Raw genomic sequence first — 22,817 nt, 5'->3', positions numbered from 1 at the left:
AGAATTAAAAAAGCTGCTGATTTAGTTATATTTGTCAGCCATTATGAAAAAACTTATCAGTTACATCATCCGTTTTGTGCCTCGCACCGTATTGCAAAGAGTAAGTGTACCAGCCCTGAAAGTAATGGGACTTTTCTTACGTGGTAATAATGTAACATGCCCTATTGTAAATAAAAGCTACAAGAAGTTTTTACCCTATGGACGTATAAAACCACGTCCTAATGCCCTTTGCCCTGATTCATTATCACTGGAAAGGCACCGCCTTATCTGGTTATTTCTTAAACAAAAGACAGACTTTTTCGATAAGAAAATCCATTTTTTACACATTGCCCCTGAACAATGCTTTTTAAAGCCTTTTGAAGCTCAGCATGGCGAAAATTACATCACCGCTGATTTGGTTTCGCCATTGGCTAAAGTAAAAATGGATGTGCACAACATACCTTTTGACAACAACACTTTTGATGCTGCCATGTGCAACCATGTGATGGAGCATGTAGAAGATGACATTCAATCGATGAGCGAAATCTGCAGAGTACTAAAACCAGGTGGATGGGCTATTTTGCAAGTGCCTTTTTTCTCTCCTGTGCCAGATGAAACTTTCGAAGATAAATCAATCACCAATCCGAGAGATAGAGAAAAAGCCTATGGACAAGATGATCATGTAAGGCTCTATGGAAAGGATTATGCTGATAGACTTAGAAGAGCGGGGTTTGAAGTAGATGAAAATAGGTTTGTATATGAACTGCCCGCAGAACAAGTTAAAAAATACGCTTTACCTGCGAATGAAATAATCTACCTATGCAAAAAGCCTGCTTAAAATCAGGCTTTATTTTTTTGTGATTTTCCTCCACCCTTCTTGCAAAAAGCCCACGCCGTAGGCAAACAGCTGGGTAAACGACGCTCCTACGCTCAACACAGCCACCTTTAAATTCTTTTCTTTAAAAAGGCTATCCAGAAATATGAGCCCAAAATAAAAGGTAACTAAAGAAGCCGCTATAAGAAATAGGTGAGTACTCACAACTGGCAATAGCCACATAAAAATAAATCCCAAAGTAAATAATACCGGGAACAGATGTACTAATTTAATTTCCCCGGGGTAAAACCTACTGATATTAATTCTTGCCCTACCAAAAAAGTGTAGTTGCTTGTAAAATTGCTTTAAGCTTGTTCTTCTTTTATGGTAAACATAGGCATCTTCTACAAGACCAGTTTTAAAACCTTGATCTATAATCCGGATGCTAAATTCAATATCTTCTCCCATTCGGGTAATGATATAACCATTGGTTTTTTCGAATACTTCTTTAGAAATACCCATATTAAAACTTCTGGGATGAAAAGCTCCCATTCGCTTCTTTCCACCTCTTATACCTCCGGTGGTAAATAATGAAGTCATAGAATAGCTAATAGCCCTTTGGGTAGGTGTAAAAGTTTTGAGTGCGCGATCAGGACCTCCATAAGCATCTAACTTATGATCACTCAGGTATTGATGTACAGTTTCAAAATAATGCTCAGGAATAAGACAGTCTGAATCAAACACCACAAAATACTCGCCTTTTGCCCTTTCAAACCCATAATTTCTACTAAAGCCTTGCCCTGAATTAGGTTTAGAGTAATAAGTAATATCTAGTTGTGATGCATACTTACCAACCTCTGCTTCACAATTATTAGTGGAACCATCCTCAACAATAATTACTTCAAAATGGTCATAAGTCTGCTTAGTAAGACTATCTAAGAGCTCATCTATTTCATCAGGCCTATTGTAAACAGGAATAATTACAGAAAAAAACATTTATTTATCTATTCCTATTTGCTCTACTACCAGATACTCGTTAGAAGACTGAGATTTCATAGCCATCATTTCTGCCAGGAAGCCGGTCAAAAACAGCTGAACGCCAACTATCAGAGCGACTAAAGCTAAAAAGAAAAGCGGCTGAGCTGTAACGTCTCTTACCTGCATATGATAATGCAAGCGATATAGTTTATCTCCTATAATAAACATAGTTATAATAAGACCAGCGAAGAAAGAAAGCGTACCTAAAGTGCCAAAAAAGTGCATGGGTTTACGCTTAAATTTAGAAACAAAAGTAATAGATAATAAATCTAACAAACCCACCATACGAGTAAAACCAAACTTGGTATAGCCGTATTTTCTAGCTCTGTGCTCTACTACCTTTTCTCCTATTTTATAAAATCCATTCCATTTGGCTATTACCGGAATGTAGCGGTGCATTTCACCATAAATCTGGATATTTTTCACTACCCTGTTATGGTAAGCTTTTAGTCCACAGTTAAAATCATGGAGCTTAATTCCTGAGATTATTCGGGTTATTCTATTGAAAAATTTAGAAGGGATAGTTTTACCAAGCGGATCATGACGCTTTTTCTTCCAGCCAGACACCATATGGTATTTCTCTGCTGTAATCATCTCATATAAGGCTGGTATTTCATCAGGACTATCTTGCAGGTCTGCATCCATGGAGATAACCACCTCACCTTTGGCCTTTTTAAAGCCTGTATTTAGAGCGGCTGATTTACCAAAATTACGATTAAAACGAATGCCTTTTATATTCGTATTTTTTTGAGAAAGTTCATTAAGCACCTCCCAAGAAGTATCTGTACTTCCATCATCCACTAAAATAATTTCATAAGTAAAGCCGTGCGTTTGCATTACACGGCTTATCCAATTACATAATTCTGGCAATGACTCCTCTTCATTATAAAGAGGCACCACTACTGAAATATTCAAATCATATGGCATAATTATACCTCAAGCTCTGGATTATTCTTCTTAGTAATAGCACTAATGACCAAAGATAAGATAAAACCTACTAAAACATTTTTTATAATAACAATAATTAGACCCAGATATGGATTAAACATATACTTGGTAAAACCCATGGCCTGTTCTATTTGCTCATCACTCATTCCTTGATTCTCCCATTCCTGCACAATATAATCCATCATTCTATCAGCTAAACCCGGATCAATAAACTGCCCATAAATAAAGGAGAATAAGGCTAGTATTAGTCCTCCTATTAAGCTGAGCATCAGCCCTATCTTCAGCCCTTCAGCATAAGTCATAAATTCATCACCCTGGTTTTTAAACTCTTTGTGAGCCATCACTATAACAACAATGAAAGGAATAAGACCAATGTAGCTTACTCCTTTGGTCATAATTAAGTCACCTAGAATAAGTATCAGGTAGAAAACAATACCTATAGCGCCTGATATAGCACCCCACTTTACGGCAACTGATTTTATCGAAACCTTATCTCCAAGCTCCTGATTATCAAATGTACTCATAGCAAATGTGATTGATTTTAATTATTAGATCTTTAGTAATCCTTCAAATTACTTCCAATTACATTTATTTCAAAACTGATTGAAATACAAGGCACTAATTAATGTTAAATGGCTTTTTAGCTACTTAGAAAACCTACTTTCGGTTCTTCTCATTAAAATAGAGATGATAATAGTAATAGGAAATCCGATAAAAAGGCTTTTACCTAAATAATCGAAAAACACTACAACAGATGTAGCATTGCGCATTTCCTCTACCTGCTCGTTAAACTGGGCCTCAGTGATAGTAATCTCTTCTCCATGAATAAGTTGCTCCTTATTAAGCATCATCCCATGAATAGTACCCTCAATATAAGAGGTTAAAAATTCTGGTATCAGCTGGCAGATAATAACTAAGCCTAACCCCACTAGCACGCCTATAACCAAGTATACAATAAAACCGATGACCATACCCTGCCAAAAGTTGAGCATTTGATTATTATAGTAGTCTTTAAACTCTTTAAGAGCAAAGAATATAAACACGGCAAAAAGTAATATTCTAAAATCTAGATGAGGTGGAATTAATAAAGGATGGCGATTGATAAAATAAAGCACCAAAATAACTACCATGCCCAACAATGCTCCAAACAGGCCAAACTTCAATGGCACTTTAACTATAGGTTTCATTCCTTTATATTACGATTACTTCTCTTATTAAATTTTTTAATTGGTGCTACTGCTTATGAATATAGCTTTTGTCATTATTAAAAGTAGCTATAGCTTTTCCTTTAATAGCTTTATTCCAGTAAGGGGAATTTTCAGACTTCGAAAAGTTGGTATTATACGCTAGTTTCCATTCATAATCAGGAGAAAACAGTGTTAATTCTGCATTTTCACCTTCTTCTATCACAGGGTTTGAAAGTCCTAAAATCTTTCTGGGGGCAGCAGTTACTTTTTCTATCAAAGTATCCAATTCTATATCTTTTGCCAATGTAGCTATATTATGAGCTACAGTTTGCAAGCTATTAATTCCAAAATCAGCCAGATCAAACTCCAGTTTCTTGCTATCTTCATCTTGTGGATTATGGGCAGAAACCAGTACATCAATCACCCCTTCTTTCAATGCTTTGAACAATGCCTTATTCTCCTTTGCTGTTCTGAAAGGTGGGTTCACTTTAAGGTTGGTATCAAAAGACATAAGGTCTTCATCATCAAAATCAAGCTGGTAGGCAGCCATGTCACAAGTAACCTGTAAACCCTTTTTCTTTGCTTCCTTTATAAGATTAATAGATTTAGCGGAAGAGATATTTGAGAGATGCAACTTGCCTCCTGCGTAGGCTAACAATTCCAAATCTCGCTGCACTATAAGCTCTTCAGACAAGGTAGGCATGCCCTTCATACCGAGCTGGGTACTACTTATCCCTTCATTCATCACACCAAACATATTCAAATGAATATCCTCAGGTCTATTGATGAGCACGCCATCAAACTTCTGTAAATACTGTAGAGATTTAAGTAAAATATCAGTATGCCATATAGGGCGCAGACCATCTGAAAAGGCAATAGCTCCGGCCACATGAAGGTCAATCATCTCTGTGAGCTCTACCCCTTTGCAGTCAAGCGTTACCGCTGCTATCGGGTAAACCTGTGTGAGGGTATCCTGATTATTAGACTTCAGGTATTTAACATCGTTTTTACCCTGAGTTACCGGCTTATTATTAGGCAGCAAAGCTACTCCGGTAAAACCTCCTGCCGCCGCTGCGGCAGCGCCAGAAAGCAAATCTTCTTTATGCTCATGACCAGGGTCTGCAAATACCGCCTGTAAATCAAACCAGCCAGCACTCAGTATCATTCCCTGTGCTTCAATTGTCTCATCAGAGTTAGGCGCATCATCACCTATATAAGATATCTTCCCGTTTTTTATTTGTACATTCACCTCTTTGCCATGATGAGATGACTCTTTATTCACTATACGGGCAGATTTAATAAGTATACTCTTCATTCTTTTTTATTAAAAATGAAATTTTTATGGTAGAAATCTAATTAATAAAACCTCCATCAAGAGGCACAGCAGGGCCAATATTACAGCATATTTCCATAAAGATTGGCCAATATATTTTTTTTCTAATTCTCCTCTAAACTGGTCATTATTATCTACGCTTAGCATAGAAACATCACCATCAAATAACCTTTTTAGCTCTTCATTATTAATTTGCCTCAAATCAGACTCTGCCGGAGAATTATTAAAGGCCAATGAAGTGATTTTTCTTCCCTGAAAGGTAAGGTCATAAAAACCTGATGATAAAAAGAATTTGGGAGCCTCCAAGTAAGCCACATTACCACTAATGCGCTGAATAGGAATCATTTCCTCTCCATCTCGCACAAGCTTAAAAACATCATCAGTATTACTTAGTGTATCGGTTTTGAAGGTAAGAACAGGGTTATCTATAAAATTATACAGTCTGTTTTCCGCAGAAGCACTCTCTACTGCAGCTCTATACATGATAGGCACAAATAGAGCATGTGTTTGAAAGTTTGTATACTCTTCTGAGAAAGGAGATGCAAAAACATACACCCCTCCTCGGGTTCCTAACCTAGATAAAAAAGGCGTACCGCTCCTAAAACGTAACAGTGCGGTACGATCATTACCCCAATGAATTATTGGAGAAGCTTCAGGCATCACTACATTAACGTTTTCTTCTTCAAACACATTTTCATAAAAAGGATCTTCAAAATCTGGTGAAGCCATAGCCATTTTACTTATGGAATCAGCTCGGCTTACCCTGCCTAGCTGCTGAAGCTGATGATAACTATCAATATCAGGAGTTACGGATGGAATAAAAACCACATGACCATAATTGCTTATGTACTGATTTAATGCACCAGCCAATGAAGGATCTATTCTATCTAATTCATTTACTACTACCAAGTCAGCTTCGGGTATAAGGTTATAGTCTAAATTAGAATAGCTGAAACTCTTAAAATTAAAAAGCTTCTCATTACCATATACGCTTTCAATATTAGTTAGCTTCTGTTGGTTTTTGATCTCTAGCACATCGATCTTCTGGCTTCCATTGATGGTAAAATAGAAGTCATTATCAAAAGTAACTGGAAAATCTTCGAAGCTTATCCGGCACTTGTTATCACCCTTCAGGTCTATAGCCAGATCAAAAGTAGTAGTGCTTTTACCATTCGGAGAAAGGTCAACACTGGAAGTTGCAGATTGCACCTCATCTACAAATACCTTTACTATCAGATCCGTCACTTCATCTGCTCCTATATTTCTTAGCACCACATTAAGTTTAAGCTTCTGATCGCCTATTAAAAAAGGATTGTCCAGGTAGACGGAATCTACATATACGTTATTATGCGAAGTGAAATTTAACGGAATAAGGTTAACATGAAATCCACTGTCATAGGTCATAGTGTTAGGGTTACCTGATGTGGAGCTCTGAAAATCCGAAATCCAGAATACTTCATAAGATTGACCTTGCTCCAGGTCCAGTAAAAGGCGATCTTTCACCTCTTCCCAGCTACGAGTTATTCCGTTAAGCCTTATTTCTGTAGTTAGGTCACTAATATCGCCTTTACTTTTAAAGCTATTGGAGTAACTATTAAAATCATTGGTGAGGATTTTATACTCATGAGAGGCAGAATAAATATCCGCCAGTGTATTCACATAACTAACTGCTTCATCAAAAGCAGAAATACTTTCAGCTACCTCGTTACTCATACTCAAAGAATTATCTAAATAAATCAAAGTTTGAGTAGAGGCATCCGCATCCTCTTCAGAAGGGATAAACGGCTGAGCGAAAGCTATCACTAAAAAGAAAATAAAGGCCAATCTGCTGGCCAGTATCAGATAATGTTTAAGCTTTCGCTTAGCACTACTAGCATCTTTTACCTTCTTTAAAAATCTGGTATTGGAGAAATATACCCTTTTAGTCTTTCTAAAATTGAATAAGTGAATTATTACAGGTATAGCTAGCGCAAAAAGACCGTAGAGGAATTGTGGGTATATAAAATTCATCAGTTGCAAAAGTAGAAAAAATACGGAATGATCAGAGCTTTTGAGCGTGTGACTTTCAATCTTATCACGATTATATCAATAAAAAGTGATAAAAAATGAAATCTATTATTGAAAAAACACCTGTTCAGGCTAACGCTGGCTCTATGGCCGACATTGCCTTTTTGCTGTTAATCTTTTTTATGATTACTACCACCATCGCTAGTGACAAGGGGCTTACCCTACAGCTACCCCCAGATACTAATGACCAGCCCGTGCAAAAAATGCATGAAAGAAACATCTTTAAAATTCTTATCAACTCTCAGGATCAACTAATGATAGAGGGAGAAAGACGGAATACTCCTTACGGCCTGAAAGAGGAGCTTAAAGAATTTATAATGAATCATGGAAAGAATAAAAATTTGAGTGATAGTCCCAGTGCAGCAGTTATATCCATAAAAACCAATCGTGCCACTACACAGCAAATGTTTATAACCATATTAGATGCCGCTAAAGCTGCTTATTATGAGGTCTACGCTCAGCGGGCCGGGCTTACTCCAGAAGAATATCGGAAGCTCGGTAACACAGGGAAGGATAAGGTAATAATACAAAAAGCTTCTGATGGTATTCCCATGAACATTTCTATAGCAGAGCCTGATTGACAATTAGCTGTCCTAAAAGAAATTTTCTCTTAGGACAGCCCATAATCATATTCATCGTTTTTTATTTAGCATTAATATCTCGTTTACATTAATTTCAGTCACGTATTTCTTATCTCCTTTGGCATTTTCATAAGACCTGTGTACAAGCTTACCTTCAATAGCAATTTCATGCCCCTTCTTAAGATACTGGGAAGCAATATCAGCCGTTTTACCCCAAGCCACCAAATTGTGCCACTGCGTTTCTTCCACCTTATCGCCCGAAGCATTTTTATAGCTCTCTGTAGTAGCCAATGTAAAAGTGGCCAGCGTAGATCCGCTGGTTAAACTCTTCACTTCAGGATCTTTTCCTAATCTGCCAATTAACTGAACGCTGTTTCTTAAATTTTTCATAATACTCATTTTATAAATAAAGAATCTTTAAAATTCGGCTTCTATAGCCAATGATGAGAGCAAAGTAAGAGAGATGTAATTGCATTAATCGTATGATAAATGTTTACATTCACTTAAATTACACTTACAAGCGTTTGTAAACGTTTATAAACGGATATACATCTTATTATCAGACACTTGCGATATGGAGGAAAAAGCGTGCTTAGAATGTGGAGCTACAATTTTTGGAAGAGCGGATAAGAAGTTCTGTTCAGATCTATGCAGAAATGCATACAACAATAAGCTCAATAGTGATAGTAATAACTATATCAGAACAGTAAATACTACATTGAGGAAAAATCGAAGAATTCTCATGGGACTCACCCCAGAAGGAAAAGCTAAAACCCACCGTGACCGACTAGTGGAAAAAGGATTTGATTTTAATTTTTACACCAACACCTATACTACCAAGGCTGGTGCAGTCTACTATTTCTGCTATGAATATGGCTATCTACCTCTAGATAACAACTTCTTCGCTTTGGTTAGAAGAGACACTAATTAAAAAGCCACTCCGGTTTCCGAAGTGGCTTTTTATGAAATTTATTTCTCTTTACTTCTTCAGCACCGTAAATTCTACCCTTCTGTTTGTTGCCCTACCTTCCTCTGTATCGTTAGTTTCCAGCGGTACAGTTTCTCCATAACCTTTGGCTACTAACCTGAAGTTATCAATTCCTTGTTCTGTTAGGTAGCTAACTACTGCTTCGGCTCTACCTTGAGACAGGTTAAGGTTATAATCATCTGATCCTTTGCTATCAGTATGGCCTGCAATCTCTATTTCCACAGATGGGTTATCTTTTAAGAATTCCACCACTTTATTGAGCTCCACGTATGATGCAGGCTTCAAAGTAGTCTTATCAAAATCAAAGAATATATTCTTCAACCTCACTGTAGCACCTACTTCTATTGGTAAAAGATATAAATCTTTGGTAAGCAGGCTACCAGACTTATCCAGATTTTGAATACTATCGCTGGCATTTAAAAAGCCTTCGGCAGAAGCACTGAGCATGTACCAGCCCTTTTCCGTAAGTTCCTTCTCAAAGTAACCATTAGGCAGCTCCTGACTAACAAAGTCTTTATTATTCTTTCTGTATCTGATGTTAAGCTCTGATTTTAAAGGCTCATTGGTTTTTGCGTTGTAAACATTTACGGTAAGCATAGGATTTTGCTTTTGTGCCTTAAGCATAAAATCTTTAATAATGGTAGTATCACGCATTACATCTTTCACCAGCAAATCAGCTTTTACAGGATGATATCCTTCTGCCGACACCGAAAATTTAATCTTTCCCTCGCCTTTGAGCTTTACTTTATAGCCATTAAGATTATCTATTTCCAGGCTGTCCAGATCTCCGTCATGATCTATAATTAGCTGAGCTATTATTGGTGATTGTGTTTTGGCATCTAAAGCCATTCCTCTAAGAGAAATATTAATATCCTTTTCTATCAATTGAAAAATATCCAAATTTCCACCATCGATCGTTCTGCCAGACTGCGCTGTAAAAACATGACCTGAAGCATCTATAGACATATAAGAATCAAAAGCACTGGTATTCAAGGGCCTTCCCACATTCACAGGGTCTGACCACTTTGTCCAGCTGTTATCAAGCCTTACAGTCTTGTATATATCAGCACTACCTATACCCATGTCTTTTCTATTACTAGAATAGTATAAGGTTTTATTATCAGGAGCAAGGTAAGGAGCAAATTCATCCCTTTCAGTATTCAAGTTCTTGGCCAACTTCACAGGTCTTGACCATTTGTCTCCTTCAATCTTTTTGCTTAGATAAAGATCACTAAAGGTACCATTAGACTTTTCACTAAAATAAAGAATCATAAACTGAGCATCTGATGACATAGTAGCTCCATAAAATTTACCCTGATTCATATTATTAAAGTCATCTACATCGATTTCATCAGGCTTAGCCCATTCGCTACCCTCTTTTTTGGTAAACGAAAAACCTTTTGAATTTTTAGAATTACCTCCTCTTATAAAAAGTGTGCCATCTGGCAATACAGTAAACACCTGGTTAGAATGATGTTGATTGAGTGGCTTTTCCATATGCTTGGCTTCGCCCCACTCTCCGTTGGCATCCAGCTGTGTGTACCAGATGTCCTGACTACCTTCTTTTCCATAGGTATTGTCTGGTGAATTATGAACGAAAAAATAAAGCGTTTTACCGTCAAGCGAGATCACAGGAGCGCCCTCATGGTAGGCTGTATTCACTTTTCTGCCCAGGTTTTTTAATTCATACCTTTCATTATACTCTTGTGCAAAACCAACTAAACTATAGACTAAAAATAAGGCTGATGCGCAGATGTTCTTCATTAAAAAAATCTTTGTTGATAAAAATATTAAAAATTAAAAGCGGTTCGTTAAGAACATGTATACTACGAACAGACATAATGTAATAAAAAAATACTGATTTTTATTTATCTTCACGTAATATGAAATTGCTCAGACCCCTATTCTTGATAATATTATTATTGACTACAGGCCTATTTGCATATAGTCAGAATAGTAATATAGAAATTACCGGAAGGATAATAGAGGCAGAATCTAATTCTGCTGTTCCTTTTGTTCATGTGGTAAACAAAACTTCCAATAAAGGGGTGGTTAGTAACACAGAAGGGCGATTTTGGATAACTATGGACAAAACCGATACTCTGGTGTTTTCGTCAATCGGATTTGAGCCTTATGCCTATACAATCAAAGAAAACGTACAGACTAATAAAATTGACCTTACTATAGAGCTTAATACCTCTACCATGGAGCTTCAGCCTGTAAAAGTATTTGCTTACAGAGATGAAAAAGCGTTGAAGCAAGCCATTTTAAACATGCAAACCCCTATAGTTAAGGATAATGAAACTTCTGTAATGCTTAATACACCTACTCGCCCTAAGTGGACTCAACCCGAAGGAGGAGTATCAATAGGCGGACCATTTTCTGCTATTTATAACAAGGTGAGCAAAGAGGCTAAAGAAAAGAAAAAATTACAGCGCTATGAAAGGGCATATGACAATCAGCTTTTAGCCAAAGAAAAGTATAACAAAAGAGTAGTGATAGAGCTTACGGGCTTACCTGAAGATAAAGTAGAAGATTTTATGGTATACTGCGAGCTGAAAGAAAATTTCATAATAAACTCCAGTGAATATGAAATAGCAGTGGCTGTGAACCAATGCCTCACCAAATTTGTGGAACTAGAGCAAAAAGAACTTCCAAAACAAGATTAATTCCATTCACCCATCCTTTTTAGAACTAAGCGATAGACATAAAAAAAACAGCTATCGGGTAATAGCTGTTTTTTGCAAGCAAAGAGGTTAAACATTTTTTAGTTACATTTTAAAGATAGTTCGTTTTTTCTAAAAAAGCACCTTTAAAAAGCATTATTTTAAATGAAAAGCTAATTTTTTAACCTCAAAAAACGGTTAAGATAAGCTAAATTTAGAATTTGAAATGAAAACCTATTAATAGACCTATTAATAAACTTGCTTTTCGTAATTTCACGGCTTTTATGAAAATGGCTAAGACAATATTTTTATTCCTTTATAGAATATGGGTGCTACTTATCTTCACCGTATTCATGATAATACTGTTACCCCTGATCATATTCCCAATTATGCTGGGAGCAAAATATGGAAATGCCAGCTTTTTTGGTCTCAGGTTATGGTCATTAATCTTTAGCTTTTTCACATTTATCAGATATTCTATTATTGATAAGCATAAGATAAATAAGAAAAAATCATACATATATACTTGTAATCATACTTCTTTCCTTGACCTACCCGGTTTGGTTCAGGCAATCACCAGGCAATTTAGGCCACTGGCAAAAAAGGAGCTTCTTAAAATTCCTATTTTTGGCATCATAGTAAAACTGGTAACGGTAATCGTAGACCGCTCAAGCGTAGAAAGTAGAAAAGCAAGTATGATGAAACTTACAAAAACGCTGAAAGACGGCATTTCTATTCTTATTTTCCCTGAAGGAACCCAAAACAGAACGACCTTACCTCTTCAGCCTTTTTATGATGGGGCTTTTAGAATAGCTATAGAATCAGGAGCTTACATTATGCCTACGGTAATCATAAATGCGGGAAAATTAATGCCCCCCAGCACAGTTAACCTAAAACCCGGTCGTGTTAAAGTGGTTTTTGGAGATGAAATTGACGCCTCAGAATACGAACTGAAAGACTTACCCTTCTTGAAAGAAAGAGTATATAATGCCATGATGGCAATTATAGAAAAGTATGAAGAAAAAAAATGAGGCCTTAAAAAAAAGACCTCATTCAAACTCAAATAAATAGTACCTCTCTCCTCTACCCTCTGCTCGTCATTGGTACTTCTATCAGAATGACATCTGACTTTTCTTTTGCCTGAAGCGTGAATTGATCCACTTCATATATGCCCATGCCATCTCTCTTGGCCAAAACCTCATCTCCTACTGCCACTTCGCCTGAGAGATTAAATATATATACTCCATGTTGAGGTGATTTTAAATCATATGTAAGCTCTAAGCCCTCTTCCATATTTGCTAATGAAAAGTAAGCATCCTGATTAATCCATAGGGCATCACCTCCTTGTTCGGGACTTACCACTGTTTGAATTTTATTCAACCTATCTTCTGGGTTGAAAGCCTTTTGACCATAACGGGGCTCAATATTATGTTGCTTTGGAAATACCCAAATTTGCAAGAAATTCACCTTCTCGTTTTCATTGGGATTAAACTCAGAATGTACAATCCCTGTTCCTGCAGACATGATCTGAACCTCATTAGTTTCAATTACTCCTGAGTTACCCATACTGTCTTCATGCTTCAGACTACCTGAAAGAGGAATAGAAATAATTTCCATATTATCATGTGGATGCTTCCCAAAACCAGCTCCACCAGAAACTACATCATCATTCAATACACGTAGCATTCCGAAATTCATTCGAGACGGATCATAGTAACTTGCAAAACTGAATGTATGATGGGTGTCTAACCAGCCATGATTAGCATGACCTCTTGTATTAGCTCTGTGAATAATCTTTTTCATGACTCAAATTTAATCAATGTTTAAACATTAATAAGTGGATTTGACATTTTTTGTTACAAAATAGTACAGAAAAAAAGACAAGTCGCACATTGACTACTACAAACAGGCCCCAGAGAGAGTTTCATCGCCATCCATTTCAAAGTGAGCCCTTTGAAATTTAGAACGGTAATTTCATTACTCAAATATTATCTCTTAGATTTATAGCATGGAAGATAATAATACAAATCTGATAGAAATCCCCAAAGTGTTTCATTCATTCAGCTCCGAAAAGCCATTTGACCATTGTATAGAATGTGATAAGTATTTATTGGGCGATGACAGTGAGTATTTTATAGAAAAAGCCATCAAAAATTATAAAGGCTTCAAAGCTCAGGATGTTATTTTTGAATATGCCATCTGCCTGCCCTGCGCAGAAAAGCTAAGAAAACAAATATCAAAAGAATCTATGCAAAGCATAGAGCAGTATTTTGCGAACAATATAGATCTCCCATCCAGAATGGAAATCATGCAAAATAACCCTGGCACCCCGGAAGCCTGGATGGAAACCTGTATGCTCAAAGGTGAATCTCAAAAAGAATCTGAAGAGTATCAGATATACGCTCACTGCAAAGGCAACCAAATGGAGCTAGATCATATGCCTTATATGATTTGCGGTGCTGCACTGGATGAAATAGCTGAATTACTATCTGAGCAAACCCGTGATGAACTAGATAACTTTTTGAAAAACCACTTTGGTCCACCACCAGAACTTAAAGAATTACTACCCAGCAAAAGAAGGCTGGTATTAGTTTAATGAACTTCCTCATCTTCTATAAGGCTATCATCATGGCGCTCCAGTCTATATTTTAAATTTTTTATGACCGAATCAAGCTGTGAAGAAGCCTTAGCGAGATATTCAATGATTTCTCTTTCTTTTCCTTCAATTTTAGAGTTCTTAAGTAAATTGACCAGCCCCATAACTGTAGCCACAGGCGCACGCAGTTCATGTGCATTTATATAAGCATATTCGGCTAACACCTTATTCTGTTCCTTTAATATTCGAGTACGCTCTTTTATCTTATCCTCTAAAGTTGTATTTAAATTTTCAAGATTGTTGTTGAGTATCATCACCTTCTCAGACTGTGCCTGTAATTCTTCTGCTTGCATTTGAATATGACTGTTCTTCTCTGCTAACTCCTGAATTACATATTTCTGAGCCTTACGCTTTTTATATAGTAAATAGCTGATCAAAAGTGTGACCAATAAAAGGGGCACTATTATAAAAATAATCTGATTCCGATATTTTAGCGCCAGCATGGTAGTTTCATTTTCGTGCTTCAAAAGCTCTGTTTGATGCCTAGTCTGCAATAGAGCCATTTGATTGGCTTTTTGTTCATTGAAAACACTATCTTTTAACTGAGCATAACTCATATAATTTTGAAGAGCCTCTTCATAGTCGCCTTTCCTTCTAAACATTTGGGCCTTTCTTTCATAAATATCCATTTTAAGATCTTTAGCCCGATTTTTTCGAGCCTCTACTAAGGCGCTATCAAAATAAGACAGTGCTAAAGAATAATCATCTTTCAAGGCGGCTAAATCTGCCAGCTTAGTAAAAGATATACTCACTGCTCGCTGTTCATTAATGGCCTTTCTAATCTCCAAAGCGCGCTTATTAAAATAAGTAGCGGCATCTAAATCTCGTGTTTCCTGCGCCACACCCGCAAGACCATCGTAGGCATATGACTTTGCCCTATCGTAGATATCATCATTATTTAGCGCCTCCATGAAATAAAAAGTAGCTGAATCATAATTACCTTCGTGTAAATATACCTCACCAATATTTACAGAAATAAGAGGCTGCATATTTCCATAAGCCTTTAATTGAAGAGCCTGGGCCTTCATTAGGTATTTCAGCCCTTTTCTCATTTCTCCTAATTTCTTATAGATCTCTGCGATGTTATTGTAGCAAATCAAAGCCCCATGACTATCTCCTACTACCTTAAAAAGATCTAGTGCCTCCAAGAAAAATTTAAGAGCTTCAGCATAATTACTCTGATTCCATTCAATCGTCCCTTTTACATTTAATGCTTTGGCCTGTCCAAACTGATAGTCCGCCTGCTTTGATGCTTCATAGCTTATTGCAACATCATCACTAGCCGCCATTAGATTACTATAGGTATAGTGATAGGCTAGCTCATTTAATAAATCTATCCTCTCCTTCTCAGACCTAGCTTTTTTAAAAGCTAGCGAAAGATCATTAATAACATTTTCCTGAGCCAAGGAAGGCGCCACGAAAAACATAATTAGCCACATAAACAAATTGCCTTTCCTCATAAATCAGGTTCGTAGGGTTCAGTTTTCACTACAACAATTAGATTGTTTGAGCAAAATATTACTCAATTTATCAAAAATTCTACAATAAACAGAAATTTTAGAATTTTATTTATTTTACAAGTATCTGATTATCAGACCATTATATTAAATGTCGTTTTTGGCCAAATTATTATACTATAGATAATCAGAAACCAACAAAATTTTCAATTATGCTTAAATGGACAGTAATATTTTTGATAGTAGCTTTAGTAGCAGCCCTTTTTGGATTTGGAGGAATAGCTGCAGGTGCCGCAGGAATCGCTAAGATATTATTCTTTGTATTCTTAGTACTATTTGTAATCTCATTGATCTCTGGTGCAGTAAGGCGCTGAAGATAACCCTACGATATAACTCTCATAAAAACTAAGAGCTCTGATTTGATGTCAGAGCTTTTTTTATATCACACTATTTATTATTTCTATCATGGTACGGTATACATAAGAAAGGCCTCACTTTCATAAAAGTGAGGCCTTTTCCCAAAACTTACTTACATTAACATGTTATCAACCTTGCAAAAATCATTGCAAGTACTATGCCAATATTTAATTACTTATAGCAGCCAATAAATCGTGCTGGGTTATGATATGTACCTGATCGCTAACATCACGCACTAAAACTGCTTTATTATTTTTGTTAATCATAGATGATAACACATCAAGCGTATTATCCATAGCCACAAAAGGCATAGGGTCATCCATAATATCAGACACCGGCTTATTCCTCAATTCAGGGTCTTCAATAAGCTTTTCTAACAATTTAGTAGTAGAAACACTTCCTACAAACTCATCATTTTCCACTACAGGAACTTGGTCTATACCTTCTTGGTTAAGGACTTTCATCACTTCACCAACTTTCATGGCTTTCTCTACCGAATAAAGTTGCGCTGCTCCATTTTTACGGGTAATAATATCTTTAGCCGTAGCATATTCTCTTGTTTCATCAAACCCATGGTTCTTCATCCAGCTATCATTATACACTTTAGCCAGGTATCTGGTACCATGATCAGGAAGGATAATTACCATAGTATCACCTTCTTGCAGATTTTCTTTGGCATATTCTAAAGCTCCATACACGGCAGAACCACAAGACCAACCTACGAAAAGACCTTCTTCTCTGGCTAATCTTCTAGTCATGATGGCTGCGTCCTTATCAGTAACCTTAACAAAATGATCGATGAGACTAAAATCCACATTTTTGGGTAAAATATCCTCACCTATACCCTCAGTCATGTAAGGGTAAATTTCATTTTTATCAAAAATGCCCGTTTCCTTATATTTTTTAAATACTGAACCGTAGCTATCAATACCTACAGATACTACATCAGGGTTTTGCTCCTTTAAATACTTAGCCGTACCACACATAGAACCTCCTGTACCTACACCTGCCGCATAATGTGTAATTTTCCCCTCAGTTTGCTGCCAAATCTCCGGACCCGTAGTTTCATAATGCGCTGCGGCATTAGAAGGGTTATCATACTGATTAGGGTAGATAGAATTAGGAATATCTTTATGTAGTTTTTTTGCCACAGAATAATATGAACGAGGATCTTCCGGCTCCACATTGGTAGGACAAACTATCACCTCCGCTCCTACGGCCCTAAGTATATCTATCTTCTCTTGAGATTGCTTATCAGAAAGTGTAAAAATACATTTATAACCCTTAGCAATAGCCACTAAAGCAAGTCCCATCCCAGTATTACCAGAGGTTCCTTCTATAATAGTACCTCCCGGCTTCAGACTACCATCCTTCTCTGCGTCTTCAATCATCTTAAGAGCCATTCTATCTTTCATAGAATTTCCTGGATTGAAATATTCTACTTTAGCCAAGATAGTCCCCTTAATACCCTTACTAACGCTATTTAGTTTTACCAATGGAGTATCTCCAATGGCTTCAATAATAGAATTATAGTACATATTTTTTTAATTTTTAATCAAAATTAGCAAGTTCTTCACTCAATTTATAAGAAACCGTTTCTTATTTCCCCTATTCAAAACAAGTTAGCCGCAATACCGTTTAAAATTGAATAGAAATATAAGGTTCATGCAACACTATAGTTATTATAAAACTCTACTCCTTCTCATCAGTATACTATCATCTTTCCAGATTTTACAGGCCCAGGAAAGGATTAAAATCACTGTAGCCAATGCAGAAGATCATGAGCCGATTCCCTTTGCTACAATCGCCTTCCCTAAGATGCAGTACGGTTTCAGTACGAATGGAAATGGCCAGTTTTTATTACCACAGGAAACCTCCTACCTGCATCAAACACTGTCTGTTTCTAACATTGGCTTTGAAAGTTTTGAAGACAAGGTCGAAAACATCATCAAACAAAAAACAGATACTATCTTCTTAAACCCTAAAACAACTATGCTTAGTGAAATAGTAGTTTTAGCAGAAAAGGAAGATCCGAAAGACATAGTAAATAGTGTAGAAAAAGGCCTTGATGATTTCCTTAGAAAAGACTCATATTACCTCTATGGTTTTTATAAAGAAACGATAAAAGTAAACAGTGACTATGAGGGGTATACAGAAGCTTATGGAGTATTTTTAATATCAGGCTATAACCCTTCTTACAACCGCAAAAACTCTATATTCTCTTACGACATTGCACAATGGAAAAATATGCGGCGCTCGCAATATCAGCTCCCTTCAGAATGTAATTCTCAGCGAAAAAGAACATTAGAAATAGACAAGCTATCCAGAGCTAAAAGTGAGTATTTATATGATGGCCCTTTTAATAAGAAAAACAAAAACAAATTCCGATATACCATTGACAGTCTCACGGTGTATGATAATTCTGATGTTTTAGTAATAGGCTTTAGCTCTTTATCATCACAAAAGCATTCTTACAGCGGCCAAGCTTTTATTAAAGCTGACGATTTTGCTCTTTTAAGAATAGAAATTAAAGATCAGGATGCTTCTGACATTCTTTATGAATCGTGCAAAATTTCTCGTGTAGCAACTGATTTCAGTCTTGATTTTATAAAAATAGATAACAAATATTATCTTAAGCAGGCCGATTTAAACACTTCTTACTACTTAAATACTGACACCTTAAAGGAGTCTATACAATTACAGGGTGGAGAATTTAGAGACAACAAAGCCCCAGATTTAAACTATGATCAACGGGAGATCCTTTATAATGAAATGATTAACCCGCTGATAAGTTATGAACCCACCTTTTGGCAAGTTCAACAACGCCCTATTGCAGAAAAAGTAAAAGAAGACCTGAGTAAAGAAGATAATCCTTTGAAAAAACAATTTATGTTTAACAATGGACGCAGGGTAATACCACTACCTAACGATTACACCTCTTATGAACAAATGCATAAAGAGGATAATATTTTTCAAATGTTTCTCAACTCTAATTACTAACCATAAAATTCACTTTACCTACGCCAGTATTTCCTGTTCTTGCATCATAAGCATAGATAATAATCTCATAATTGCCTGCCTTTGAAAATGCGTATTCCTGTTCAAAAGTATTCGGTTTTGTCTTAACCTGAAGAGGCAGCTCCGTTAGCAATTCACCTTCTTGTTTTATAATCGCTTTTACCTCTATTTTTTCGGCATCCCATAATCCGCCGTTAGTAAGCGGGCAGCCACACATCATAACTATATTAGCCGAAATGTTAGACTTTCCGCCAGATAAGGACTCATGAGTTTGTGGTGTAATCACATTCACTATGAAACCTGAAATTTCCAGCACCACACCTTCCTCATCTATATCCTTTCCTGGAATGAGCCACAGCTGAGTAGAGGCCCTCACGGATGACTGTGGCTGATTAAAAGGGGCTGTAACTTCTATGGTAACAAATACAGGCTCATCAATATCCAACAGTGCTTCAAATTTGGCTGTATTATCTTCTACCAAAGATTTGTATCGTTCATGCGGTTCCTTCATAATCAAAGAGGTATTGCCTGTGCTACCCTGAGTCATTCCTTCGGCGAGTATTTCTCCGGTAGTTGTTTTACGAACCACCACCAAAGCCCCTCCTATGGATGACCCTATAAATTTAGCATCTTTAGCTTTTGCTCTTACCACTAACTTAGTAGGTGTGGCATTAGACAATATGGTAAACAACATTAAAATTACTAGCAATAAAAACCTCATTTTCATTTAGGATTAAAGTGAATACTATATTTAACAATACCTTATCAATTACCCTCTGGCGCAGATATTATTATACGCACAGAACTTACATTTCTGCTCCTCATCAGTTTGATCAAAAGGCACATCAGGATCAAATAATTCGGCTAGCAGCTCCTTGAGATGTTCTGTGTATTCTGACAGAAAAAGCTCAGCATTGTTCACTTCACCCAACTTCTTATGAGCAAGCAACACGTCTTCTCCAAGGAACAATGCATCTTTATTAAACACAGCTGGCACCATCACCTCTTCAGGAGTTTTTTCCTTCTGATAAAGCAACGCATAATACATGGTTTGGAAGGCTACTTTATTCTTTTTCTTCCTATCAAAAAGCAATGCTATTTCATCAAAATTATGTTTATCCTGCCCGGTTTTATAATCGATAAGCCGCACGTTATTACCTTTTTTATCCAGCCTATCAATAGTACCTCGCAGGCCTACCACAGCCTCTGCATTGTTTAGGTGAACTGGCAGATCTAATTCATATTTCTTTTCTACACCTATCAGATCAAAGGGAGCATAGTTTTCATCTAGTTTAAGGATACTGCTCATAAAATCCTTAATGATTTCTTTAGCGATGATATTCTTGCCTTCAAAATAAAATATCCGATCTTCAGCTACTGAAAACTGCTGCCTAAAAGCCTTGACAGCGGCTCTTTCCAACCTTAACCTAAGGCTTTTGAAATCGTTTTTTCTTATGGTAATACCGCTGTTTCTCTCTTTGATATAATCATCATACAGCACCTCCATAGCGTAGTGAAGTACATTGCCTAATGAGCGCGCATCCACATCTTCATCGATACCATCTTTCTCATACAAATCTGCCACGTAGCGATAGTAAAAGCGTAAACGACAATCTAAATATGTACTGAGCGCTGAGGGTGATAATCTACGATATGAACGACCATTATTAAGCAAATAGCGCTTTAAGCTTTCCAGCACCTCCTCATCTTTTTCTATCACTATTTCGCGGCGCTCTTCCAGCTCTGCAAAGCTAGACAGCACGCGCTGATCTATTTCAAAGCCTGACTCATGAATAAGTTGCTGCAAAAAACGGCTCATCTCCTCACCGCCCATGTCATTGCCTTCAGTATTATAATAAAACTCTATAGAAGAAGCTCTTTGCAATAACCTGTAGAAAAGATAGGCATAGATCGCATCCTGCTGATCAAAATTAGGCAGTCCGTAAGCCTTTCTAAGATTATAAGGAATGAACGAATGCTTACCTCCCTGCGAAGGGAAAAAGTTCTCATTCATAGACAGTACGAACACGTGATCAAAGTCGAGGTTTCTGGTCTCCAGCACCCCCATGATTTGTAAGCCATTGAGCGGTTCTCCTGAAAAAGGCAATCTCTCCGTACTAATCAGCTGCTTAAACAATCTGCTAAAAGAAGACAGGTCTGTTTTTTTATCCTCATCTGATAGCAGCTCCTCGTATCGATTTAGAATCTGATAAAAATGATGTATATATTCGATCTCTATCTCAGTACTCTCCTTGCCGCCATGAAGCACCAGCAAAATTATAGACAGGTAAGTAACTAGCTTATCTCTTGCTTCCTGAAATATGGTGCTGATTAAAGGATGTTCTATCAGATCACTCTGTACTAAAAAAACCTTATTATCTGATTCAATAGTTTCTGCCAGTTTTTCTATTTCTTCGGCATCAAAAGGGAGAACCAATGGGTGCCGCAGTATGGCCAGTACTGGTTTGAAGCTATACAGAATATTACCATCAGGATCATGACGAATAGTGCGCTGCAAGTCCAGAATATGTTCTATTAAACTGTTAATAGGTGCATAGGCTAAGGGAAAACCCATGGTTACATTTATGGCTTCTATTCCATTTGGCAAAGAATGAAGCAAAGGAAAAAGCAACGCCTCATCTGCCAGCACTACTGCTATTTTACGAAGATCCAAATGCGGATCTTCAGCAAGTAACTCTCCCAGCCGCTGACCTACCACCTTGGCCTGCCCTACATATTGAGGCACTCCCACCACCTCAATCTCCTTAGGGTTATGTTTTAAGAAATGAGGCACATCTTGCGGAAAAGTAGGCGCGAAAATATTTTTATTTCTATACTCCCTCAGGAAGGTGCCTGCTTCTTGATTGTCATCCTCAAGATAGTACCCATCCAAATCCCAGATCATCTCTGCATTTTTTCTCTCAAGGAAGAAGCTTATCACCTTCTCCTCCGCCAGGTTCAACGCATTAAAGCCGGCGAAAATAACCGGACCGCTACTTTTTTTAAATGCTAACCTATCAAGATTTTCCGCCACATAGCGGTATTGCATACCCTCATAGGCCAGGTTTTGCTTTTTTAGGCGATTTTGAAACTCAGTATAGACCTTAAATAGTCGATCCCAAACAAATTCAAATCGTTCTTTTTGCTCTGATTTGGTCTGATCAAACCCCTGCCAAAAACGTTGAATAATTTCCTTCTGCTCAGGCATGAGAAAATCAAAGGTGAGATCGAGCTGTTTTTGTCTACTTAGATTAGTATATAAATTCTCAATATTTACAAGATACTTATCTACATCATCAAAATCTTTTAGCAGCATTTGCCCCCAATAATAAAATCGGTCAAACCCTTCTTTGGTCTTCATTATTTTATTGTACACATCGAATAGTTGATGCGTTAAAAAGAGTTTATCGGCAACCTGTGTAGGCACCTGCTGAGCTATAAAATCCTGAAAAGAGATAATATTAGGAGACCACGTAGGTTTATCTACCAGTTCTCGCAGACTTTCTCTTAAAAAAAGTCCCGCCCTTCTGTTAGGAAAAATCACTGTTACATCAGGCAGGTGTGCTCCATGCTTTTGCAAAATATCTTCAGCTATTTCCTGGATAAATCTTTTCATAGACAATTTTGCTCTTACCCTCTCTTTAAAACCGGGAGAAGGAAGTTGTTTC

The 22,817-nt window shown here is 37.0% G+C and carries 21 protein-coding genes; 8 read left to right on the top strand and 13 right to left on the bottom strand.

What is annotated here, in order from left to right:
* Positions 1–43 precede the first annotated feature (43 nt).
* Positions 44–817: a class I SAM-dependent methyltransferase gene (locus JL102_RS18215; RefSeq protein ID WP_202245884.1), complete on the top strand. Its 774-nt coding sequence runs from the start codon at positions 44–46 to the stop codon at positions 815–817.
* Between the two features lie 9 nt (positions 818–826).
* On the opposite strand, the gene JL102_RS18210 is transcribed toward JL102_RS18215, so the two are convergent.
* The 6 genes from JL102_RS18210 to JL102_RS18185 all read right to left on the bottom strand — a co-directional run bounded on the left by JL102_RS18210 (position 827) and on the right by JL102_RS18185 (position 7,309).
* On the bottom strand, positions 827–1,789 hold the full coding sequence (locus JL102_RS18210; RefSeq protein ID WP_202245883.1) for a glycosyltransferase: 963 nt from the start codon (positions 1,787–1,789) through the stop codon (positions 827–829).
* Positions 1,790–2,758, bottom strand: a complete 969-nt coding sequence (locus tag JL102_RS18205; protein ID WP_202245882.1) for a glycosyltransferase family 2 protein — start codon at positions 2,756–2,758, stop codon at positions 1,790–1,792.
* Positions 2,759–2,760: 2 nt separating this feature from the next.
* On the bottom strand, positions 2,761–3,303 hold the full coding sequence (locus JL102_RS18200) for a DUF4199 domain-containing protein (RefSeq protein ID WP_202245881.1): 543 nt from the start codon (positions 3,301–3,303) through the stop codon (positions 2,761–2,763).
* A 120-nt stretch (positions 3,304–3,423) separates the two neighbouring features.
* Positions 3,424–3,966 carry a DUF4199 domain-containing protein gene (locus JL102_RS18195; RefSeq protein WP_202245880.1) on the bottom strand — a complete coding sequence of 181 codons (543 nt, stop codon included), beginning with the start codon at positions 3,964–3,966 and terminating at the stop codon, positions 3,424–3,426.
* A gap of 46 nt (positions 3,967–4,012) precedes the next feature.
* Positions 4,013–5,281 (bottom strand): dihydroorotase, encoded by a 1,269-nt coding sequence (locus tag JL102_RS18190; RefSeq protein WP_202245879.1) that lies wholly within the window; start codon positions 5,279–5,281, stop codon positions 4,013–4,015.
* A 24-nt stretch (positions 5,282–5,305) separates the two neighbouring features.
* Positions 5,306–7,309, bottom strand: coding sequence for a BatA domain-containing protein (locus JL102_RS18185; protein ID WP_202245878.1), 2,004 nt, complete (start codon positions 7,307–7,309; stop codon positions 5,306–5,308).
* Positions 7,310–7,404: 95 nt separating this feature from the next.
* Between JL102_RS18185 and JL102_RS18180 the strand changes: the two genes are divergently transcribed.
* Positions 7,405–7,947, top strand: a complete 543-nt coding sequence (locus tag JL102_RS18180) for an ExbD/TolR family protein (RefSeq protein WP_202245877.1) — start codon at positions 7,405–7,407, stop codon at positions 7,945–7,947.
* Between the two features lie 51 nt (positions 7,948–7,998).
* Here JL102_RS18180 and JL102_RS18175 read toward each other — a convergent pair whose 3' ends face one another.
* Positions 7,999–8,337, bottom strand: a complete 339-nt coding sequence (locus tag JL102_RS18175; RefSeq protein ID WP_202245876.1) for a single-stranded DNA-binding protein — start codon at positions 8,335–8,337, stop codon at positions 7,999–8,001.
* A gap of 184 nt (positions 8,338–8,521) precedes the next feature.
* Here JL102_RS18175 and JL102_RS18170 point away from each other — a divergent pair, with 184 nt between their 5' ends.
* Positions 8,522–8,878: a hypothetical protein gene (locus JL102_RS18170; protein ID WP_202245875.1), complete on the top strand. Its 357-nt coding sequence runs from the start codon at positions 8,522–8,524 to the stop codon at positions 8,876–8,878.
* A 48-nt stretch (positions 8,879–8,926) separates the two neighbouring features.
* On the opposite strand, the gene JL102_RS18165 is transcribed toward JL102_RS18170, so the two are convergent.
* Positions 8,927–10,699, bottom strand: a complete 1,773-nt coding sequence (locus tag JL102_RS18165; RefSeq protein WP_202245874.1) for an OmpA family protein — start codon at positions 10,697–10,699, stop codon at positions 8,927–8,929.
* A 143-nt stretch (positions 10,700–10,842) separates the two neighbouring features.
* On the opposite strand from JL102_RS18165, the gene JL102_RS18160 reads away from it, so the two are divergent.
* Positions 10,843–11,604 (top strand): carboxypeptidase-like regulatory domain-containing protein, encoded by a 762-nt coding sequence (locus JL102_RS18160; protein ID WP_202245873.1) that lies wholly within the window; start codon positions 10,843–10,845, stop codon positions 11,602–11,604.
* 287 nt (positions 11,605–11,891) lie between these two features.
* Positions 11,892–12,632 carry a lysophospholipid acyltransferase family protein gene (locus JL102_RS18155; RefSeq protein ID WP_202245872.1) on the top strand — a complete coding sequence of 247 codons (741 nt, stop codon included), beginning with the start codon at positions 11,892–11,894 and terminating at the stop codon, positions 12,630–12,632.
* Between the two features lie 52 nt (positions 12,633–12,684).
* Here JL102_RS18155 and JL102_RS18150 read toward each other — a convergent pair whose 3' ends face one another.
* A complete protein-coding gene (locus JL102_RS18150; RefSeq protein ID WP_202245871.1) occupies positions 12,685–13,404 on the bottom strand; it encodes a pirin family protein in 720 nt (239 codons plus the stop codon).
* Positions 13,405–13,609: 205 nt separating this feature from the next.
* On the opposite strand from JL102_RS18150, the gene JL102_RS18145 reads away from it, so the two are divergent.
* Complete coding sequence (locus tag JL102_RS18145; RefSeq protein ID WP_202245870.1) at positions 13,610–14,197, top strand: hypothetical protein; 588 nt, start codon at positions 13,610–13,612, stop codon at positions 14,195–14,197.
* Here the strand turns inward: JL102_RS18145 and JL102_RS18140 are convergent.
* Positions 14,194–15,717 carry a tetratricopeptide repeat protein gene (locus JL102_RS18140; protein WP_202245869.1) on the bottom strand — a complete coding sequence of 508 codons (1,524 nt, stop codon included), beginning with the start codon at positions 15,715–15,717 and terminating at the stop codon, positions 14,194–14,196. The genes JL102_RS18145 and JL102_RS18140 overlap by 4 nt on opposite strands.
* A gap of 209 nt (positions 15,718–15,926) precedes the next feature.
* Here JL102_RS18140 and JL102_RS18135 point away from each other — a divergent pair, with 209 nt between their 5' ends.
* On the top strand, positions 15,927–16,088 hold the full coding sequence (locus JL102_RS18135) for a DUF1328 family protein (protein WP_202245868.1): 162 nt from the start codon (positions 15,927–15,929) through the stop codon (positions 16,086–16,088).
* Positions 16,089–16,298: 210 nt separating this feature from the next.
* On the opposite strand, the gene JL102_RS18130 is transcribed toward JL102_RS18135, so the two are convergent.
* Positions 16,299–17,669 carry a cystathionine beta-synthase gene (locus tag JL102_RS18130; RefSeq protein WP_202245867.1) on the bottom strand — a complete coding sequence of 457 codons (1,371 nt, stop codon included), beginning with the start codon at positions 17,667–17,669 and terminating at the stop codon, positions 16,299–16,301.
* 127 nt (positions 17,670–17,796) lie between these two features.
* On the opposite strand from JL102_RS18130, the gene JL102_RS18125 reads away from it, so the two are divergent.
* Positions 17,797–19,131: a carboxypeptidase-like regulatory domain-containing protein gene (locus JL102_RS18125; RefSeq protein WP_202245866.1), complete on the top strand. Its 1,335-nt coding sequence runs from the start codon at positions 17,797–17,799 to the stop codon at positions 19,129–19,131.
* Here JL102_RS18125 and JL102_RS18120 read toward each other — a convergent pair.
* Both JL102_RS18120 and JL102_RS18115 read right to left on the bottom strand, forming a co-directional pair.
* Complete coding sequence (locus tag JL102_RS18120) at positions 19,121–19,858, bottom strand: hypothetical protein (RefSeq protein ID WP_237390655.1); 738 nt, start codon at positions 19,856–19,858, stop codon at positions 19,121–19,123. The two genes, JL102_RS18125 and JL102_RS18120, sit on opposite strands and share 11 nt — an antisense overlap.
* 60 nt (positions 19,859–19,918) lie before the next feature.
* Complete coding sequence (locus JL102_RS18115) at positions 19,919–22,765, bottom strand: PD-(D/E)XK nuclease family protein (protein WP_202245864.1); 2,847 nt, start codon at positions 22,763–22,765, stop codon at positions 19,919–19,921.
* Between the last annotated feature and the right edge of the window lie 52 nt (positions 22,766–22,817).

The organism is Fulvivirga sediminis (genome assembly GCF_016757215.1).
GTDB lineage: Bacteria > Bacteroidota > Bacteroidia > Cytophagales > Cyclobacteriaceae > Fulvivirga > Fulvivirga sediminis.
The sequence above is the reverse complement of the archived record's forward strand: the minus strand, read 5'-3'. Positions and strand labels throughout refer to the sequence as shown.

Excerpts from the sequence above, each read along its gene's own strand:
- JL102_RS18190 (WP_202245879.1), bottom strand. The coding sequence starts at position 5,281 with ATGAAGAGTATACTTATTAAATCTGCCCGTATAGTGAATAAAGAGTCA.
- JL102_RS18210 (WP_202245883.1), bottom strand. The coding sequence starts at position 1,789 with ATGTTTTTTTCTGTAATTATTCCTGTTTACAATAGGCCTGATGAAATA.
- JL102_RS18205 (WP_202245882.1), bottom strand. The coding sequence starts at position 2,758 with ATGCCATATGATTTGAATATTTCAGTAGTGGTGCCTCTTTATAATGAA.
- JL102_RS18135 (WP_202245868.1), top strand. The coding sequence starts at position 15,927 with ATGCTTAAATGGACAGTAATATTTTTGATAGTAGCTTTAGTAGCAGCC.
- JL102_RS18180 (WP_202245877.1), top strand. The coding sequence starts at position 7,405 with ATGAAATCTATTATTGAAAAAACACCTGTTCAGGCTAACGCTGGCTCT.
- JL102_RS18145 (WP_202245870.1), top strand. The coding sequence starts at position 13,610 with ATGGAAGATAATAATACAAATCTGATAGAAATCCCCAAAGTGTTTCAT.
- JL102_RS18200 (WP_202245881.1), bottom strand. The coding sequence starts at position 3,303 with ATGAGTACATTTGATAATCAGGAGCTTGGAGATAAGGTTTCGATAAAA.
- JL102_RS18195 (WP_202245880.1), bottom strand. The coding sequence starts at position 3,966 with ATGAAACCTATAGTTAAAGTGCCATTGAAGTTTGGCCTGTTTGGAGCA.
- JL102_RS18140 (WP_202245869.1), bottom strand. The coding sequence starts at position 15,717 with ATGAGGAAAGGCAATTTGTTTATGTGGCTAATTATGTTTTTCGTGGCG.
- JL102_RS18150 (WP_202245871.1), bottom strand. The coding sequence starts at position 13,404 with ATGAAAAAGATTATTCACAGAGCTAATACAAGAGGTCATGCTAATCAT.
- JL102_RS18155 (WP_202245872.1), top strand. The coding sequence starts at position 11,892 with ATGGCTAAGACAATATTTTTATTCCTTTATAGAATATGGGTGCTACTT.
- JL102_RS18215 (WP_202245884.1), top strand. The coding sequence starts at position 44 with ATGAAAAAACTTATCAGTTACATCATCCGTTTTGTGCCTCGCACCGTA.
- JL102_RS18185 (WP_202245878.1), bottom strand. The coding sequence starts at position 7,309 with ATGAATTTTATATACCCACAATTCCTCTACGGTCTTTTTGCGCTAGCT.
- JL102_RS18125 (WP_202245866.1), top strand. The coding sequence starts at position 17,797 with ATGCAACACTATAGTTATTATAAAACTCTACTCCTTCTCATCAGTATA.
- JL102_RS18165 (WP_202245874.1), bottom strand. The coding sequence starts at position 10,699 with ATGAAGAACATCTGCGCATCAGCCTTATTTTTAGTCTATAGTTTAGTT.
- JL102_RS18115 (WP_202245864.1), bottom strand. The coding sequence starts at position 22,765 with ATGAAAAGATTTATCCAGGAAATAGCTGAAGATATTTTGCAAAAGCAT.
- JL102_RS18170 (WP_202245875.1), top strand. The coding sequence starts at position 8,522 with ATGGAGGAAAAAGCGTGCTTAGAATGTGGAGCTACAATTTTTGGAAGA.
- JL102_RS18175 (WP_202245876.1), bottom strand. The coding sequence starts at position 8,337 with ATGAAAAATTTAAGAAACAGCGTTCAGTTAATTGGCAGATTAGGAAAA.
- JL102_RS18130 (WP_202245867.1), bottom strand. The coding sequence starts at position 17,669 with ATGTACTATAATTCTATTATTGAAGCCATTGGAGATACTCCATTGGTA.